The sequence below is a fragment of the Paenibacillus sp. B01 genome (assembly GCF_009649995.1).
In the GTDB taxonomy this organism is placed as follows: Bacteria; Bacillota; Bacilli; order Paenibacillales; family Paenibacillaceae; genus Paenibacillus_O; species Paenibacillus_O pasadenensis.
In genome coordinates, this window is record NZ_CP045802.1 from 1,270,857 (window position 1) to 1,286,852 (window position 15,996).

Here is a 15,996-nt window from a genome sequence, read left to right on the forward strand (position 1 = left end):
GGCTCATGAACAGGATGAAATGAAGGACTGTATCTGGGCGTGAGGGACGCGTTGGACGAAATGAAGGACCGCCGTATGCAATAATGCCCGCGGCGGCCGCGAGGAGGAAGGAAGCATGCTGGCGGCAGAGCGCTACGAGCAGATCGTGCAGCTGGTCAACGAGCGCGGCAGCATCCGCGTCACCGAGCTGAGCGAGCTGTGCCGGGTTACGGAGGAGACGATCCGCCGCGACCTGGACCGGCTGGAGCAGGAGGGGCGGCTGCGCCGCTCGCACGGAGGCGCGGTGAGCGTCCGCGACGCCCAGCCGGAGACGCCGTTCGCGGAGCGCGAGGTGACGTTCGCCGCGCAGAAGCGGCGGATCGCGGCGGAGGCGGCACGGCAGGTGCGCCCGCGCGAGCGCATCCTGCTGGATGCCAGCTCGACGGCGTGGTACATGGCGCGGGAGCTACCGGACATGCCGCTGACCGTGCTGACCAACTCCGCGCGCGTGGCGGTGGAGCTGGCGGCCAAGGAGCAGATCCAGGTCATCTGCACCGGCGGGCAGCTGTCGCGCGCCTCGCTCAGCTTCGTCGGCCCGTCGGCCGAGCGCTCGCTGGAGGAGTATCACGTCGACAAGGCGTTCCTTTCGTGCAAGGGGCTGCATGTCGAGCGCGGCCTCAGCGAGTCGAACGAGCTGCAGGCGCGGGTCAAGCAGCAGATGCTGCGGATGGCCGACGAGGTCGTGCTGCTGGCGGACGCCAGCAAGATCGGCCTGCAGTCGTTCACGCGCTTCGGCAGCCTGGAGCAGGTCGGGCGGCTCGTCACGGACGACCGCATCACGGCCGAAGCGGCTCAGGCGCTGCGGGAGAGCGGCGTGGCGGTCGTGGTGGTGTAGGTGTAGGTCAGGCGAGGACCTCATTTCGTGCCTTTCAGGCGGAATGAGGTCCTTTTTGTACGGGGCGTGAAGGGCGCGGGACTGCCGTCATTCGGCATGCTGAATCCTGAATCGGAATGAGGAATCTGAAATGCTAGATTCGCAGGTTCGCATGGCAATCGAGTTCGAGGGGAGGCTGATCGGATATGCGGACCTGGCCCAGATCCGGACGAATGCAGCGGAACTCGGAATTGCAATCGGGGAGAGCGGCCTTTGGGGGAAGGGGATCGGATTCTTGGCCGCCGGGAGGATGATAGAATTGGCCAGGGAGAAATACGGAATCACCCTTTTCAACGCCGAGACGAACGAGGAAAACGCCCGTTCAAGAACGATGCCGGAAAAGCTCGACTTCGTTGAAATCAGTCGTGTCGGCCGGGAGGCTTACCTCGGGAAGGACGGCCGGCTCATCCAGTATCGGCTCGGTCCGGTCATTGAACAGTAGGCTGACTGGCTGGACGGTGATGCCCGTTCGACGACGCCCGATCATTTCCAGCGGCTTTCCGCCTCCCTCCCGCTATAATAGACAGACACCGAGATTCAAGGAGGAAGAATGAAAAAGCGTCTGTGGCTTGTGATGGCAGCTGCGGTTTTGATTGCAGCAGGCTTGTTTTATGCTTTTCATGAGAGGGAAATGGATCGAAAATCCGCCGAGCTGGCGGAAATCAAGAATCATGTCGCTGCAGCGGCGGTTTCTTCCATGATGAGCAATGCTGCCTTCTTGGATTCGTTTCTGCCCGAGGCAAGCAATCCTTCCTCGGCTAAAATGAAACTCGATGATCGTTTCCTTGCCTGTTTCGTTGCTTTTTCAAACCTAGGCCAATTGTCGCTTCAGATGGAGACCATCGATGAATCCGATCACGAGGCATGGCGAGAGATCCGGCTCGGCTTTGAGAAGGCATCCAAACTGATGGCGGGCTTGGAAAGGTCGGAGATGGACCGGGAGATCTATTTAGCCCGGATCAACGAATTCGCAACGGTATTTCTTGACGGGATGACGCACATGAACCGAAATACCTCGACAATTCCTCACCATGAGTTGAATAAGATTCGCGAAGCGGCTATCCAGTTCAATGCGGAGTCGTTCTGGGAAATTCTTTCGAAAACGTAAGCGGCATCCAGTCGTCGAGAGGGAAACGTCCGCGCCGGCGAGCGAAGCGGCTGGCTACGCGCGGTTTTTCCGCGCGTAGGGCAGGGCTCGCCTGCGTCGCGAAGCCGCCGGCTAGGCGCGGTTTTTCCGCGCGTAGGGCGCGCTGGCGCCGCGAAGCCGCCGGCTAGGCGCGGTTTTTCCGCGCGTAGGGCGCGCTGGCGTCGCGAAGCCGCCGGCTACGCGCGGTTTTTCCGCGCGTAGGGCTCGCCTGCGTCGCGAAGCCGCCGGCTAGGCGCGGTTTTTCCGCGCGTAGAGCGCGCTGGCGTCGCGAAGCCGCCGGCTAGGCGCGGTTTTTCCGCGCGTAGGGCGCGCTGGCGCCGCGAAGCCGCCGGCTACGCGCGGTTTTTCCGCGCGTAGGGCGCGCTGGCGTCGCGAAGCCGCCGGCTAGGCGCGGTTTTTCCGCGCGTAGGGCGCGCTAGCGCCGCGAAGCCGCCGGCAACGCGCGGTTTTTCCGCGCGTAGGGCGCGCTGGCGTCGCGAAGCCGCCGGCAACGCGCGGTTTTTCCGCGCGTAGGGCGCGCTGGCGCCGCGAAGCCGCTGGCTACGCGCGGTTTTTCCGCGCGTAGGGCGCGCTGGCGTCGCGAAGCCGCCCGCTACGCGCGGTTTCACCACGCGCGCAGCCCGCGCGCCAGGCGCGCCTCAAAAAGCATCCCGACCGCACGCGGTCGGGATGCTTTTTTCACGCAGGCGGAGCCAGCTGACGCCGAGCGCGGCCGGATGGAGCAACGCGACGAGCGTAGAGCGTACGTGCAACGGTAGCGGAGATGCCGCCCCTCGCGCCGCTGCAGCGCCCCGCGCCAGGCTCCGCCCGCAGCTGCAAGCAGCTGATCGCCCAGGCTCCGCTCTTTTTCCACATCCTTCAACAAACACGCATATTGTGAAATTAGTCCACGAAACGCATCTCCAATTCGGCACGCATCCATCCGATCACCCAGCCTTCCCCAACTCCCGACCTACCCGTCCAGCTGAGCTGCATCCGCCTTTTCCACCAAGCTTCGACATTAAATAAACAAAATGAAACAAATTAAATAAAATTAAATTTTGTTGTTTACAGATCCCGCAGGCCGGGCGTATAATCAAACCGTTCCCTGTAAGCGTAATCAATGACTCGCTTGCATGACGCATCCACTTCACAATTGGGGGATTGGGAGAATGAAAAAGACGACGATGCTGCTCAGCGCGACGATGGCGATGGCGCTGCTGGCGGCCGGCTGCTCCGGCGGCAACGGAAACGGCAACGGCAACGAAGGCGCGGCGGCCGGCACGGACAACAACGCGCAGAACGCGGCTGGCAGCGGCGGCGAAGCCGAAGCTCCGAAGGAGCCTTTCACCATCAAGATGGCGCTCATGGCCGGACCGAAGACGCCGGACTCCTGGGCGGAGAAGGCGCTTGAGGGCGAGCTGGAAAAATCGATGGGCCGCAAGGTCGACGTGCAGCCGATCTTCCTGCCCGACTGGTCGGAGCTGAACACGAAGATCAACCTGCTCATGAGCGCCAAGGACACGCGTCCGGGCATCCTGTGGACCGGCGACACCAAGGAGTACACCAAGTGGGTCGATGCCGGCATCGCGCAGGACGTCACCCCATCCCTCCAGAAATACGGCAAGGAGATCCTCGACTACTACCGCAAGGACACGCTGTTCTACCACTGGGACAAGAGCGGCAAGATCTTCCGCATCCCGGGCGACGTGCCGGAAGCGAGCTACATGACGACGATCGTCCGCAAGGACTGGCTCGACAAGCTCGGCCTGCAGGCGCCGAAGACGCTCGACGAGTACGTCGAGGTGCTCCGCGCCTTCGCGAACGGCGATCCGGACGGCAACGGCAAGAAGGATACGTACGGCATCTCCGGCGACAACTACTACCGCTCGCTGGCGCCGTTCTTCTACGCGAACGGCCTCGACGTGGAGAACTTCGTCAAGAACGCCGACGGCTCGATCCAGTTCGGCGCGCTCGATCCGAAGGTCAAGGACGTGCTGAAGCTGCTCAGCGAGCTGTACAAGGAAGGCGTCATGGACCCGCGCATGACGACGAGCGCCAACAACGACGACAACAAGGTCAACGACATCTACGCCTCCGGCAAGGTCGGCTCATTCTACCGCTGGGTCGACTACTTCAACCCGGGCAACTCGGTCAACATCAGCTTCAAGAAGCTCAATCCGGACGGCGAGTACATCTCGATCGCGCCGATCCAGGGACCGGACGGCTTCAGCTCCGACCTGCCCGATCCGGGCATCGGCTGGTGCTACCTCGTCGTGACGGACGCGACGGACGTCGACAGCGCGGTGCAGGTGCTGAACACGATGGCGACGCCGGAGGTGTTCAAGACGATCACGTTCGGCAACGAGGGCGAGCACTACAAGATGGATGGCGGCATCTTCACGCCGACGATCCAGCCGGAGGAAGGCAGCAAGCTCGGTCTCGGCAACTTCGGCTGGTACATCCAGCGCAAGGACGCCGCCAACATCAAGAACACGCCGGAAGTGACGAAGATGTTCGAGGAAAAGATCGCCACCAGCCAGCCGATGCGCGACAAGATCGTCGTGTTCAAGGCGATCGACCGTCCCGAGTGGGACCGCTACTCCGCCGACGTCAAGAAGGTGCGCGACGAGCTGTTCTGGGGCATCATCACGGGCAAGACGCCGCTCGACGCGTTCGACAAGTGGCCGGCCCAGTACGAGAAGCTCGGCGGCAAGAAGATCGACGAGGAAGCGGCCGGGCTGTTCGAGAAGCAGCAGGCCGAGCATGTCGAGTACGACAAGTGGTATGAGGAGAACATCACGCCGTACAAATAAGCCCGCCTGAAGGAGGAGCGCCACATGGCTGCAACGAAGCCGGCCGTCATGGCCGGCAAGCGGACGCGGGAGGCCCGCGGATCGCTGCTGAAGGACATCTTGCGGGACCGCTATCTGTACCTGCTGCTGCTGCCCGGCCTGCTTCTGGTGCTGGTGTTCAAGTACATGCCCATGTACGGCGTCATCATCGCGTTCCAGGAGTACAACATCTACAAAGGCATCACCGGCAGCGAATGGGTCGGGTTCGACCAGTTCACCCGCCTGTTCAACTCGCCGGACTTCACGGAGATTCTCGGCAATACGATCATCATCAGCGTCTACAAGCTGATCGCGTCGTTCACGCTGCCGATCATCCTCGCGCTGCTGCTCAACGAGCTGCGCAGCAAGCTGTTCAAGCGCTTCGCGCAGTCGGTCGTCTATTTGCCGCACTTCATTTCCTGGGTCATCTTCTCGGGCATCCTGATCACGTTCCTCAATCCGGTCGACGGCCTCGTCAACCTGATCCTGCAGCGGTTCGGCGTCATGCCGATCGACTTCCTCGGGGACGTGCGGTACTTCCGCTCGATCCTCGTCATCAGCGACATCTACAAGGAAGTCGGCTGGGGCACGATCATCTATCTGGCGGCGATCGCCGGCGTGAGCGCCGACCTGTACGAGGCGGCCCGCATCGACGGCGCGAACAAGCTGAAGCAGACCTGGCATGTGACGCTGCCGGCGATCCGGCCGGTCATCCTCATCCTCGTCATCCTCAGCCTGGCGAACATCCTCGAGGCCGGCTTCCAGCAGATCTTCCTGCTGTACAATCCGCTCGTCTACGACGTCGCCGACATCATCGACACGTACGTCTACCGCGTCGGCATCCAGGAAGCCAACTACAGCTATGCGACGGCGGCGGGACTGTTCAAGTCGGCGGTCGCGATGACGCTCATCCTGACCGTGAACACGATCGTCAAAAAAAGCGGCCAGGAAGGCCTGTGGTAAGGGAGGCGAGGGCAAGATGGCATTGTCCCGTGGCGAACGCGTCTTTAATGTAGCGAACATCCTGTTCTTCATCCTGCTGATGGCGCTCATGATCTACCCGTTCTGGTACATGATCATGGCGTCGTTCAGCGACCCCGACCTGACGGCGAGCGGCGGGCTGTTCCTCGTGCCGGCCGGCTTCTCGATCACGGCGTACCAGGCGGTGTTCCAGAACGTCTCGATCCTGTCGGGCTTCAAGGTGACGATCATCACGACCGTGGCCGGCACGCTGATCGGCACGTTCCTCTCGGCGGGGATGGCGTATGCCGTCTCCAAGAAAAGGCTGCGCGGCGGCAAGCTGTTCTCGCTGCTCATCCTGTTCACGATGCTGTTCAGCGGCGGCCTCGTGCCGTCGTACCTGCTCGTCAAGATGCTCGGCCTGATCGACAGCTACGGCGCGTTCATCCTGCCCGGCGCGATCGGCGCGTGGAACATCTTCGTCATGATCAGCTTTTTCCGGGGCATCCCCGACGAGCTGGAGGAGGCGGCCAAGATCGACGGCGCGAACGACCTGACCGTGTTCTTCCGCATCGTGCTGCCCCTGTCCAAGCCGGTGCTGGCGACGGTCGGCCTGTTCATCGCGGTCGGCTACTGGAACGACTTCTTCTCCTCGGTGCTGTATGCGACGGAGAAGGATATGTGGCAGCTGCAGATGGTGCTCAAGGACCTCATCAGCAACACGTCGCAGGCGATCTCCCAGGCGGGGATCTCGGTGGCGGTGCAGCAGCAGGTCAACCCGTTCACGGTGAAAATGGCGTCCATCCTCGTCTCGAGCGCCCCGATCCTGGCCGTCTATCCGTTCCTGCAAAAGCATTTCGTGAAAGGAGCCCTCATCGGCTCCGTCAAAGGCTGACGCGAAGCAGCTCCCGGATCTTGGCGTCCGGGGGCTGCTTTTCATTTTTCATCCGGAAGGGAGCTTCATGAACCATGCCGCTGGCGCAAGTCGAATTTTTCTCGGAAACGCTGAGCCTGTCGAGCTCGCTCGCCGCCGTCATCCCGCAGCGCGGGGCGGCGATCGGAGCGGCCGGGCCGTCCGCAGGCGGGCCGCCTTGGCCGGTGCTGTACCTGCTGCACGGGGCGACGGACAACCATATGAGCTGGCTGCGCTACAGCTCGATCGAGCGCTACGCGCAGGAGAAGGGCATCGCCGTGCTCATGCCGTCGGTCCACTTGAGCTTTTATTCCGATCAGAAGCAGGGACTGGACTACTTCACGTTCCTGAGCGAGGAGCTGCCGGCCGTCGCAGGGGCGATGTTCCGGCTGTCGGACCGGCGCGAGGATACGTTCGCGGCCGGGCTGTCGATGGGCGGCTACGGCGCGTTCAAGCTCGGCATCCGCTGTCCGCAGCGGTTCGCCGCCGTGGCGAGCCTGTCCGGCAGCCTCAGCCAGCGGACGCGGCTGACCGGCGAGTCGCCGATCGCGAACGAGGCGATGCTGCGCATGGCCAAGCTGACGTTCGGCTCGGCGGAGGCGTACGACGGCAGTCCCGACGATCTGGCGCATGTGCTGGAGGGGCATCTGGCGGCGGGCACGGAGCTGCCGCGCTTCTACCAGGGCTGCGGGACGGCGGACTTCAACTATGGCCTGAACCTGGACTTCCGCCGGCAGTTCGAGGGGCGCATCGGCCTGACCTATGTCGAGACGCCGGGAGCCGGCCATGAATGGAGCTACTGGGACGCGGCGATCCGGGACGTGCTGGACTGGCTGCCGCTGCGCGGCGGCGAGGCGGAGGACCAACGGGAAGCGGATGGAAAGGGGCAAGGAGGATGAAGGCGGTAGAGGAAAGGCTGGATGGAGCTGGCGGCTTGGACGGCGAGCGCATGGCCGCTGCGCTGGATCGAGCCGCCGTGGAGACAGCGGCCGGACATGAAGGGCCGGCGGCCGTCGGAGCGGAGTACTCCGGGTTGGTTGCCGAAGCGGCGCCAGTCGTCGGAAGGCTGGACGCTGCGGCAGCCGCCTGGACGGTCCGCATCGATGCGGACGACGTGCTCGTGGGTGATTTCGACGGCATCGGCTTCGAGTGGGACCCCTGCGATACGTACGAGCATACGGACGAGCAGTGGGAGACGCTGCTGGAGCGAGTGGACTTCACGCGGACGCCGCTCGTGCGCGTCATGCTGCGGGCCAATGCCTATACGGCGGGCTGGGACGGGCGCGGCGAGCCGGTCTACGACTGGGAGACGCCGATGATGCGGAGGCTGTGGCGCATCCTCGACCACTGCGAGCGGCGCGGCATCGACGCCATCGTCGGCGAATGGAGCCGCAGCCCGGAGCTCGGGCTGACGGCTTCCGACGATCCGGCGTGGGCGGAGCTGATCGGCGAGTTCCTGCATCAGCTGTTGGACGTGCGCGGCTACCGCTGCGCGCGCTGGTACAACTTCATCAACGAGCCGAACGGCGACTGGGCGACGGAGGACGGCGACCGCTTCGCGCTGTGGCGGCGGGGGATGCTGCAGCTCGCGCAGGTGCTGGAGCGGCGCGGCCTGGCGGGGCGGATCGGGCTGATCGGCCCGGACTCGTCCAACGAGGACGAGTGGGTCGAGCTTGCGGTGTACGGCGTCGGCGGCCTGCTGTCCGCCTATGACATCCACCGCTACGTGCAGGACGCCGACCTGATCTCGGGCCGGCTGGAGCGGCAGGTGCGCGAGAAGCGGCGCTTCATCGACCGCAACGATCCGGATGGCGCGGCGAAGCCGTATCTGATGACCGAGGCGGGCATTGTCGAAGGCAAGAACGAGGCGCATGACCAGCAGCCGCGCGTGCGGACGTTCGAGTACGGCGTGCTCATGGCGGACTTCGCGCTGCAGGCGATGCGCGGCGGCCAGTCGGGGCTGATCGCCTGGATGCTCGACGACGTCATGCACCATGCCAAGGGCTATCCGTGGAGCTCCGGCGAGTGGAAGACGTGGGGGTTCTGGAATTCGTCCGGCGACGCGCAGGAGCGCGCGCTGCGGCCGTGGTACGATCCGATGGCGCTGCTGTCGCGGCTGTTCCCGCGCGGCAGCCGGATCGTGGCGGCTTCGGTGTGGGACGACGAAGGCACAGGTGGAGCCGGGCCGGGGACCGGAGGCAGCGGCGGCGTGAGCGTAGGGGAGCCGGGAGCCGGAGGCGTCGGAGGCGCAGGTGGAGCCGGGCCGGAGACCGGGGGCAGCGGCAGCGTGAGCGTAGGCGAGCCGGGAGCCGGAGGCGTCGAAGGCGCAGGTGGAGCCGGGCCGGGCAGCTGGCGCGAGCCCGTCTTGGCAGGCGTCCGGGGCGTCGCCGCGCTCGTGCCGCTGGACGGCGGCGGCCGCGGTTGGAGCGCCGCCATCGTCAGCCACCGGCAGGGGCGGCAGTCGCTGCGGCTCGTGCTGCCGCAGGCGTCCGGCGGCGCGGACCTGGCCGTCTACCGCTGCAGCGAGCGGGAGCGTTCGGCGGATGCGGACGGCTATCCCGCGCCGGCGCTGACGCTGTCCGGCGCCGATGCGGCGCGCGGCATCGAGCTGGAGCTGTACGGTCCGGGCGTGCTGTTCGTCACGACGGCGATGCCGGAGGACGGTCCGCACGGTCGGCAGACGGCAAGCCGGCAGACGACTTTGGCGGCAGCCGGGCGGGAGCCGCAGCGGCCGGAAGCCTTCGGCTTGAGCTGGGGCGTCCAGCCATTCGCCGGTGAAGGCGACCTGGCGCGCGGCCGTCCTGCAAGCGGTAGCATCAGCCTGCATCATCGCGGCTCAGGGCCGGAATGCGCCGTCGACGGCCTGCGCCATACGGCGTGGCGGACCCGCGTCCGCGGCGAGCATGAGATCGCCGTCCGTCTGGACGGCCTGCGCCGCATCGGGCGCGTCAAGCTGGAGTGGGGAGAGGGCTGTCCGTCCCGCTACCGGCTCGAAGCCTCGGCGGACGGCGCGAATTGGACGGCCGTGCTGGAGCGGAACGGTGAGGAGGCGAACATGCGGCTGAATCATCTCGCGTCCGACACGAGCGCTTCTGGCGGGGCAGGCGCGGAGGAGCTGGCCTTTCCGACGATCGAAGCGGCTCATGTCCGGCTCGCGGCCATCCGGCCTGCGGGCACGCTCGGGCTGGAGCTGCGAAGGCTGTCCGTGTACGGCCCGGACGCAGCCTCTGCGGACGTTCCGGCCGCAGAGGCCGGGGCAGGCGGCGGAGGCGTTGCGGCCAGTCCGCGCGAGGCGTCCGATCCGCGTGATGCGTCCGATTCGTCTGATCCGGCCGATGCGCCGGATTCGACCGACGCAGCCTCTGCGGCCGGCGCGCCGAAGGGAGGCGGCCGCCGATGAGGCTCGGACTCGGACTTGGCCAGCGCGCGTTGACGCGGGACAACTTCCGTTTTGCCCGGCAGATGGGCTGCACCGACATCGTCGCGCATCTGACCGACTATACGGAGCCGGTCCTCGATCTCGCGCGCCACGACGAGATGTACTCGCTCGATACGATGCTGCGCCTCAAGGCGCAGATGAACGCGGAGGGCGTGGAGCTGCATGCGATCGAGAACTTCTGCCCGGCGCACTGGCATGACGTGCTGCTGGACGGACCGAAGCGAGCGCAGCAGATGGACCGGCTGAAGCGGATCGTGCGCGACGCGGGCCGCGCGGGCATCCGCATGCTCGGCTACAACTTCAGCCTGGCCGGCGTATGGGGGCTGAGCTACGTCGAAGCCGCGCGCGGAGGGGCGCGCACGGCGGTGTTCCACGATCCGCCGCAGTCGCCGATGCCGAGCGGCTCGGTATGGAACTTCATCTATGATCCGGATGCCGGTCCGGGCGTCATCGCGCCGGTCTCGGAGGCGGAGCTGTGGGATCGCGTGCGGCGCTTCCTCGAAGAGCTCGTGCCGGTGGCGGAGGAGGCGGGCGTCGTGCTCGCGGCGCATCCCGACGATCCGCCGCTGCCGGTCGTCCGCGACACGGCGCGGCTCGTCTACCGGACGGACTATTACCGGCGGCTGCTCGATCTCGTGCCGAGTCCGAACAGCCGGCTGGAGCTGTGCCTCGGGACGACGGCGGAGATGACGGACGGCGACGTGTACGAGACGATCCGAGCGCATGCCGGCGAGATCGGCTACGTGCATTTCCGCAACGTGCGGGGCAAGGTGCCGCATTACGACGAAGTGTTCCTCGACGAGGGGGATATCGACATGGTGGAGGCGCTGCGGCTGCTGCGGGACGGCGGCTTCGGCGGCGTGCTCATTCCCGACCATACGCCTTCGGTCGCCTGCGCGGCGCCGTGGCATGCCGGCATGGCGTATGCGCTCGGCTACATGCGGGCGGCGCTGACGATGCTGAGGGCGCTCGACGAGGAGGCGGGGCGATGAAGCGGCGCTGGACTCAAGGGGGTTGTGCCCCGTTCCCTCTCTGCTGGAACCGTCCGTCAGCCCGGCTGAAAAAGGAGGAGAGACGATGAAGATCGCCGTCACCGGAGGCAGCGGACGGATCGGACGCTTCGTGCTGCGCGAGCTGCTGGAGCACGGCCACGAGCCGGTGAACGTCGACCTCGCCGCGCCGGCGGAGCGGATCTGCCGGACGGCGATCGCCGACCTGACCGATCTTGGAGAGGTGTACGGCGCGCTCCAGGGTGCGGACGCCGTCCTTCATCTGGCCGGCGTCAACGCGCCGGGCAAGCTGTCGCCGGAGAAGCTTTTCCGCCTGAACTCGCTGTCGACGTACCATGTGCTGGAAGCGGCCGCCGGGCTCGGCATCTCTCGCGTCGCCGCCGCTTCGAGCGAGTCGATCTACGGCTGGTGCTTCGCCCGCCATCGCTTCGCCCCGCAGCATGCGCCGGTCGACGAGTCGCATCCGCTGCTGCCGCAGGAAAGCTACGGCTTGTCCAAGATCGCCGGCGAGCAGGCGATGGCGATGTTCCATCGGCGGACGGGCATGCAGGCGGTCGCGCTGCGGTTCGGGCATGTGCCGCTCCCCGAGGAATACGAGTGGCTGAGCCGCTACGAAGGCGCGGAGCGCTTCCTGTGGAGCCACGTCGACTCGCGCGACGCGGCCGCCGCCTGCCGGCTCGCGGTGGAAGCGGACGGCCTCGGCTTCGAGGCGGTGAACGTGACGGCGGACGACACCTGCTCGCTCGTGCCGAACGAGCAGCTGGCCGCTCGCTTTTACCCGTCGCTGCTGGAGTTCGCCCGCTCCGGCCCGCCGCATGCGGCCTGGTCGAGCAACGCCAAGGCGAAGAGGCTGCTCGGCTGGCAGCCGACGCGGAGCTGGCGGTGAGCGGGAGGCAGGCTGCGCGCTGCCCGATTCGGGCGTTGGCGCCGGCAGGCTTCTGCAGGTAGAATGAGAGGGAAGCGCATTCATAAGCAGGGGCTGCGTTTTGACAGGCGCGGCTTCAGGCCGTTCGGCTTGAAGGATCATGCCGAGCGTCCGTCGCCTTTTCAACAGAACCGATAGAGGAGGGAAGGGCATGAAACATGCCTTTGTAACAGGAGCCGACCGCGGCGTCGGCTACGCGCTGGCGCTGGAGCTGCTGCAGCGCGGCTATACGGTGTTCGCCGGCCGCTACATGCCGGAGTGGCAGGAGCCGCAGCCGGTGCCGGAGGAATGGAAGGAGCGGCTCGTGCCGCTCGCCATCGACGTCGCCGACGGGGACAGCGTGCGCGCCGCAGCGGAGGAGGTCGCGCGCCGGACGGACCGTCTCGAGCTGATCGTCAACAACGCCGGCGTCGTCGGCGACAAGGAAGGAAGCGCCTTGGGCGAGATCGACTATGACGCGATGTTCCGGCAGTTCGCCGTCAATGCGGTCGGACCGCTGCGGGTCGTGCAGGCGCTGAGCGGCCTGCTGCTCGCCGGCGAGGACAAGCTGGTCGTGAACATTTCGTCCGAGGCGGGACAGATCAATCAGACGTGGCGGGAAAGCTGGTACGGCTACTGCATGTCCAAGGCCGCGCTCAACATCGAGTCGAACATCCTGCACAACGAGCTGAAGCCGCGCGGCGGCCGCGTGCTCGTCATCCACCCCGGCTGGGTGCGCAGCTACATGAGCGGCAAGCTGAGCGAAGAGGGCACCTACACGGCCGCAGAGTCGGCCGCCGGCATCGCGACCGTCATCGACGGGCATCGGGCGGATCGGACGCCTCGGGATCACCCGGCGTTCATCGACAACACCGGCGCGGAGATGAGCTGGACGTAGGGAGCCGTCAGCGAGCGGGGCCTCCCGCTTCGCTGCGTTCCGTCATCGGACGATGACGCATTTTTTTCCAAGGAGGAATCATCCCATGACAACATCCCATGGACATCTGCCGCGAGCGCTCGTAATCGGAGACAAAGGGGAGCGGGCGCCGTATCATCCGCTGGACGCGGCTTATCCGGAGCTGGAGACGATTTTCGCCGGCGCCTTGGAGCTGGAGCCGACGGAGGATTACAGCCGGCTGCGCGCGGAGGCGCTGGCTCCTTATCGCCTCGTCGTTTCCTACTCGGACAACTGGCGCACCGGCAAGCAGCCGGAGGAGATCGAAGGGCTGCTGTCGTTCGTACAGGCGGGCGGAGCTCTGCTCGTCCTGCACAACGGCATCTCCCTGCAGACGGATCCGGAGCTCGCGAAGCTGATCGGGGGCTTTTTCACCGGGCATCCGGACTGGACGGAGCTGGCCTACTCGCCGACCGAGGCGGGCTGCGCGCATCCGATGCTGGACGGCGTGGAGCCTTTCCGGATGGAAGAGGAGCCCTACCGGTTCGATCCAGCGACCGTAACGACGGCGTCCGTGCTGCTGGAGTACGAGCATGAAGGCAGCCGCTGGCCGGCTGCTTGGGCTCATGCGTTTGGTCTCGGACGCGTCGCCTACCTGTCGCCGGGCCATCGCCGCGAATCGTTCCAGCATCCGGAGTACCGCAAGCTCGTCCGCCAGGCCGGGCTGTGGGCGCTTGGGGCGCTGTGAGGAGTTTTCGCGCAGAAATGGCATGGCATGACAAGGCAAGGCGTGGCAAGGCATGGCAAGGCGTGGCAAGGCGTGGCAGGGCATGGCAAGGCATGGCAAGGCGTGGCAAGGCATGGCAAGGCGTGGCAAGGCGTGGCAAGATCAAGCTACGCGAGGCCGCAGCGTCGAGCGGAAGAAGGGGCTTGCCAGCAGACGGCCGCTTGGCTAGAATAGGCTTGTAGCGGCACGGATGTAAGAGTGCCGACCGATTGGTTTCGTGGCGAAGAACGCCCTGTTCCATCTTTTCTGTCAGCGACAGCTCTCGTAATTCTGAGACCGTCCGGCTGGCAGGGAGGCGGTACAGGGCTTTTTTGCATCCATTTTTTCAAGAGGAGGCTGTACGAGCATGGAGGATCGGCAAGAGCAAGAGCAGCGATTCGAGGAAGCGCGCCTGGCTTGGATTCAGCGCCATCTGCGAAGCAGCACGAAGGAGCGGAGGCGGCGGCTGGAGCAGGGGCAGAAAGAGAAGGATATGCTTTTCCTGAAAGAGATCTGGTGGCCGGTGTTCGGTCGATTGGACGATCTGCATCCGCAATATGAAGTCCAGGACGAGAAGGGAGCGCCGGTTTTTCTTGATTTCGCCTGGCTGCAGGGCAATCAATATTTCCATATTGCGGTCAAGGAATTCGAGACGTATGCCAGGCAGACGGAAGAGGAGCGCAACCGGGAGATGATGTTCAACGCCTACATGACGATCTGCGGATACCGGATGCTGCCGATCGCTTATGATGCGCTGGTGGAAGATCCAGCGGAGATTCGTTCGCTGATGGCTTCGTTTAAGGAAAAGGCGGATCAAGGGAAGTTCGGCTTGTTCCCGTCAGAGCGGAGAGTCTACCGTTATATCGAATTGCCCCAAGGCTGGAGGCGGCGTTGAGCCGCATGGATTTTTCCCGTCACGCCGGGCATCGGCGAGGGCAGTCTTTCGATTCGGCGCATGCGGCGTGGCTTCAGCGGCATGTCGATGCCCGGACGGGAGAGCGGAAGGACCGGCTCAGGCGCGGACATGCTCACGGAGAGATCCTTTTCCTGCGAGCGGTATGGTGGCCGCTGTTCGGTCACTTTGACGATCTTCATCCCGAATATGAGGTCAAGGACTGGAGAGGAGCCGCCTGTTATCTGGACTTCGCCTGGTTCGCCGAAGGCGTGCGCTTCAACATCGATGTCAAAGGATTCGGCCCTCATGTGCAGCAGATGGACCGGAGCGGCTACAGGAGAGAGGCGATGCGGGAAATGTTTCTCCACTCGCATGGGTTCCGCACCTTGACCGTCGCGTACGACTCCCTGAAGGAGGAGCCGGATCAAGTCCGGGATCTGATCGCGCAAATCGCCCGCAGCGGCTCGGACTTCTCGGTCGGCATCAAGGGGGATGGAGCAGGGGAAGGCATGAATCGAGTCGATGCTGCTTTGCTGCGCTACGCTCGCGTTCATGGAGGAGACATCTATCCGTTCAAGGCTGCGGAAGCGATCGGCGTCCATCGGCGGACGGCGGCGATCCATTTGAAGCGGTTGGCGGAAAAAGGCTTGTTCGAGTCTGTTGCGGCCGGAGGAAAAGTGTGCCGCTATCGCCTTCGTCCGAATTTGGCGTAGCGGCGCATAGCCAGGTTTTCTGTTGCGAGAGTTCAGCAAGATCAGTTCTTGGCAGAAGCGAAGCAACTTCTACTTGCTGATCGTCAGCTCATGCTGCCCGCGCAAGCGGGCTATCGATTTCCCCTGCCCGATGAATGATTTCGAGACTTCGAGTCGTTCATCGAGGCAGGGCTATTCGTTTTCGTGTTGATCAAGGCACGCAGAATTTCCGACTCGAGCTCCTTTTCCGCAAGAAGCTTCTGCACTTGCTCGTATTTCGCCTCCATCTCCGCCAGCCGCTGAGCGTTGTCGGGCCTAGCTCCTGTCGATGCTGTCGATGCTGTCGATTTATTCGCAAGGGCAGCCTTCTCCTGATACTCCCGCATCCAGGCGCGAACCGACCTTTGGGAAACCGCGTACTTGCGGGCCAGCTCAGCCGTGGGAACGCCGTCGAGCGACTCTCGAACTACTTGGGTCCTAACCTCGCCGGATGTAGAGCGATGTTGTTTCATGACTTGTCACCTCTTTGCTGCTAGTGTACCTGATTCGGCTAGGGGACTGCCAACCTGGGATGATAGAAATTAAAATCCAAGGCACAAATGTGCCTTGGATGGACGGGAGCGCGCCGGAATGGGCAATCCAAGGCACA

15 protein-coding genes are annotated in these 15,996 nt (G+C 64.7%); 14 read left to right on the forward strand and 1 reads right to left on the reverse strand.

Annotation, left to right across the window (positions count from 1 at the left end; genetic code table 11):
* Positions 1-115: 115 nt before the first annotated feature.
* The 14 genes from GE073_RS05575 (at position 116) to GE073_RS05640 (ending at position 15,368) form a co-directional block, all read left to right on the forward strand.
* Positions 116-874, forward strand: a complete 759-nt coding sequence (locus GE073_RS05575; protein WP_153782977.1) for a DeoR/GlpR family DNA-binding transcription regulator — start codon at positions 116-118, stop codon at positions 872-874.
* Between the two features lie 151 nt (positions 875-1,025).
* Positions 1,026-1,355, forward strand: a complete 330-nt coding sequence (locus GE073_RS05580) for a GNAT family N-acetyltransferase (protein WP_228551298.1) — start codon at positions 1,026-1,028, stop codon at positions 1,353-1,355.
* A 108-nt stretch (positions 1,356-1,463) separates the two neighbouring features.
* The gene (locus GE073_RS05585) at positions 1,464-2,021 is read left to right on the forward strand and encodes a hypothetical protein (RefSeq protein WP_153782979.1); all 558 of its coding nucleotides are present in this window, start codon (positions 1,464-1,466) and stop codon (positions 2,019-2,021) included.
* A 1,190-nt stretch (positions 2,022-3,211) separates the two neighbouring features.
* Positions 3,212-4,855, forward strand: coding sequence for a type 2 periplasmic-binding domain-containing protein (locus GE073_RS05590; protein WP_101808644.1), 1,644 nt, complete (start codon positions 3,212-3,214; stop codon positions 4,853-4,855).
* A gap of 24 nt (positions 4,856-4,879) precedes the next feature.
* Positions 4,880-5,836 carry an ABC transporter permease gene (locus GE073_RS05595; RefSeq protein ID WP_228551300.1) on the forward strand — a complete coding sequence of 319 codons (957 nt, stop codon included), beginning with the start codon at positions 4,880-4,882 and terminating at the stop codon, positions 5,834-5,836.
* Positions 5,837-5,852: 16 nt separating this feature from the next.
* Entirely contained in the window at positions 5,853-6,728 is an 876-nt protein-coding gene (locus tag GE073_RS05600) for a carbohydrate ABC transporter permease (RefSeq protein WP_101808645.1), read from the forward strand.
* A gap of 74 nt (positions 6,729-6,802) precedes the next feature.
* Positions 6,803-7,645 carry an alpha/beta hydrolase gene (locus GE073_RS05605; protein ID WP_153782980.1) on the forward strand — a complete coding sequence of 281 codons (843 nt, stop codon included), beginning with the start codon at positions 6,803-6,805 and terminating at the stop codon, positions 7,643-7,645.
* Positions 7,642-10,146, forward strand: coding sequence for a discoidin domain-containing protein (locus GE073_RS05610; RefSeq protein WP_153782981.1), 2,505 nt, complete (start codon positions 7,642-7,644; stop codon positions 10,144-10,146). The genes GE073_RS05605 and GE073_RS05610 overlap by 4 nt, the downstream gene beginning before the upstream one ends.
* Positions 10,143-11,177, forward strand: a complete 1,035-nt coding sequence (locus tag GE073_RS05615; protein WP_153782982.1) for a mannonate dehydratase — start codon at positions 10,143-10,145, stop codon at positions 11,175-11,177. Before GE073_RS05610 ends, GE073_RS05615 begins: the two co-directional genes overlap by 4 nt.
* An 85-nt stretch (positions 11,178-11,262) precedes the next feature.
* Positions 11,263-12,081: an NAD-dependent epimerase/dehydratase family protein gene (locus GE073_RS05620; RefSeq protein ID WP_153782983.1), complete on the forward strand. Its 819-nt coding sequence runs from the start codon at positions 11,263-11,265 to the stop codon at positions 12,079-12,081.
* 190 nt (positions 12,082-12,271) lie between these two features.
* Positions 12,272-12,997, forward strand: a complete 726-nt coding sequence (locus tag GE073_RS05625) for an SDR family NAD(P)-dependent oxidoreductase (protein WP_194843285.1) — start codon at positions 12,272-12,274, stop codon at positions 12,995-12,997.
* 85 nt (positions 12,998-13,082) lie between these two features.
* Positions 13,083-13,742, forward strand: coding sequence for a ThuA domain-containing protein (locus tag GE073_RS05630; protein WP_153782985.1), 660 nt, complete (start codon positions 13,083-13,085; stop codon positions 13,740-13,742).
* A gap of 385 nt (positions 13,743-14,127) precedes the next feature.
* Positions 14,128-14,655, forward strand: coding sequence for a hypothetical protein (locus GE073_RS05635; RefSeq protein ID WP_101808650.1), 528 nt, complete (start codon positions 14,128-14,130; stop codon positions 14,653-14,655).
* A gap of 5 nt (positions 14,656-14,660) precedes the next feature.
* The gene (locus GE073_RS05640; protein ID WP_153782986.1) at positions 14,661-15,368 is read left to right on the forward strand and encodes a hypothetical protein; all 708 of its coding nucleotides are present in this window, start codon (positions 14,661-14,663) and stop codon (positions 15,366-15,368) included.
* Between the two features lie 110 nt (positions 15,369-15,478).
* Here the strand turns inward: GE073_RS05640 and GE073_RS05645 are convergent, their stop codons facing one another.
* Complete coding sequence (locus GE073_RS05645; protein ID WP_153782987.1) at positions 15,479-15,859, reverse strand: helix-turn-helix domain-containing protein; 381 nt, start codon at positions 15,857-15,859, stop codon at positions 15,479-15,481.
* Positions 15,860-15,996: the final 137 nt, after the last annotated feature.

Coding starts and splice junctions, on each gene's coding strand:
- GE073_RS05575 (WP_153782977.1), top strand. CDS start 116: ATGCTGGCGGCAGAGCGCTACGAGCAGATCGTGCAGCTGGTCAACGAG.
- GE073_RS05580 (WP_228551298.1), top strand. CDS start 1,026: ATGGCAATCGAGTTCGAGGGGAGGCTGATCGGATATGCGGACCTGGCC.
- GE073_RS05585 (WP_153782979.1), top strand. CDS start 1,464: ATGAAAAAGCGTCTGTGGCTTGTGATGGCAGCTGCGGTTTTGATTGCA.
- GE073_RS05590 (WP_101808644.1), top strand. CDS start 3,212: ATGAAAAAGACGACGATGCTGCTCAGCGCGACGATGGCGATGGCGCTG.
- GE073_RS05595 (WP_228551300.1), top strand. CDS start 4,880: ATGGCTGCAACGAAGCCGGCCGTCATGGCCGGCAAGCGGACGCGGGAG.
- GE073_RS05600 (WP_101808645.1), top strand. CDS start 5,853: ATGGCATTGTCCCGTGGCGAACGCGTCTTTAATGTAGCGAACATCCTG.
- GE073_RS05605 (WP_153782980.1), top strand. CDS start 6,803: ATGCCGCTGGCGCAAGTCGAATTTTTCTCGGAAACGCTGAGCCTGTCG.
- GE073_RS05610 (WP_153782981.1), top strand. CDS start 7,642: ATGAAGGCGGTAGAGGAAAGGCTGGATGGAGCTGGCGGCTTGGACGGC.
- GE073_RS05615 (WP_153782982.1), top strand. CDS start 10,143: ATGAGGCTCGGACTCGGACTTGGCCAGCGCGCGTTGACGCGGGACAAC.
- GE073_RS05620 (WP_153782983.1), top strand. CDS start 11,263: ATGAAGATCGCCGTCACCGGAGGCAGCGGACGGATCGGACGCTTCGTG.
- GE073_RS05625 (WP_194843285.1), top strand. CDS start 12,272: ATGAAACATGCCTTTGTAACAGGAGCCGACCGCGGCGTCGGCTACGCG.
- GE073_RS05630 (WP_153782985.1), top strand. CDS start 13,083: ATGACAACATCCCATGGACATCTGCCGCGAGCGCTCGTAATCGGAGAC.
- GE073_RS05635 (WP_101808650.1), top strand. CDS start 14,128: ATGGAGGATCGGCAAGAGCAAGAGCAGCGATTCGAGGAAGCGCGCCTG.
- GE073_RS05640 (WP_153782986.1), top strand. CDS start 14,661: ATGGATTTTTCCCGTCACGCCGGGCATCGGCGAGGGCAGTCTTTCGAT.
- GE073_RS05645 (WP_153782987.1), bottom strand. CDS start 15,859: ATGAAACAACATCGCTCTACATCCGGCGAGGTTAGGACCCAAGTAGTT.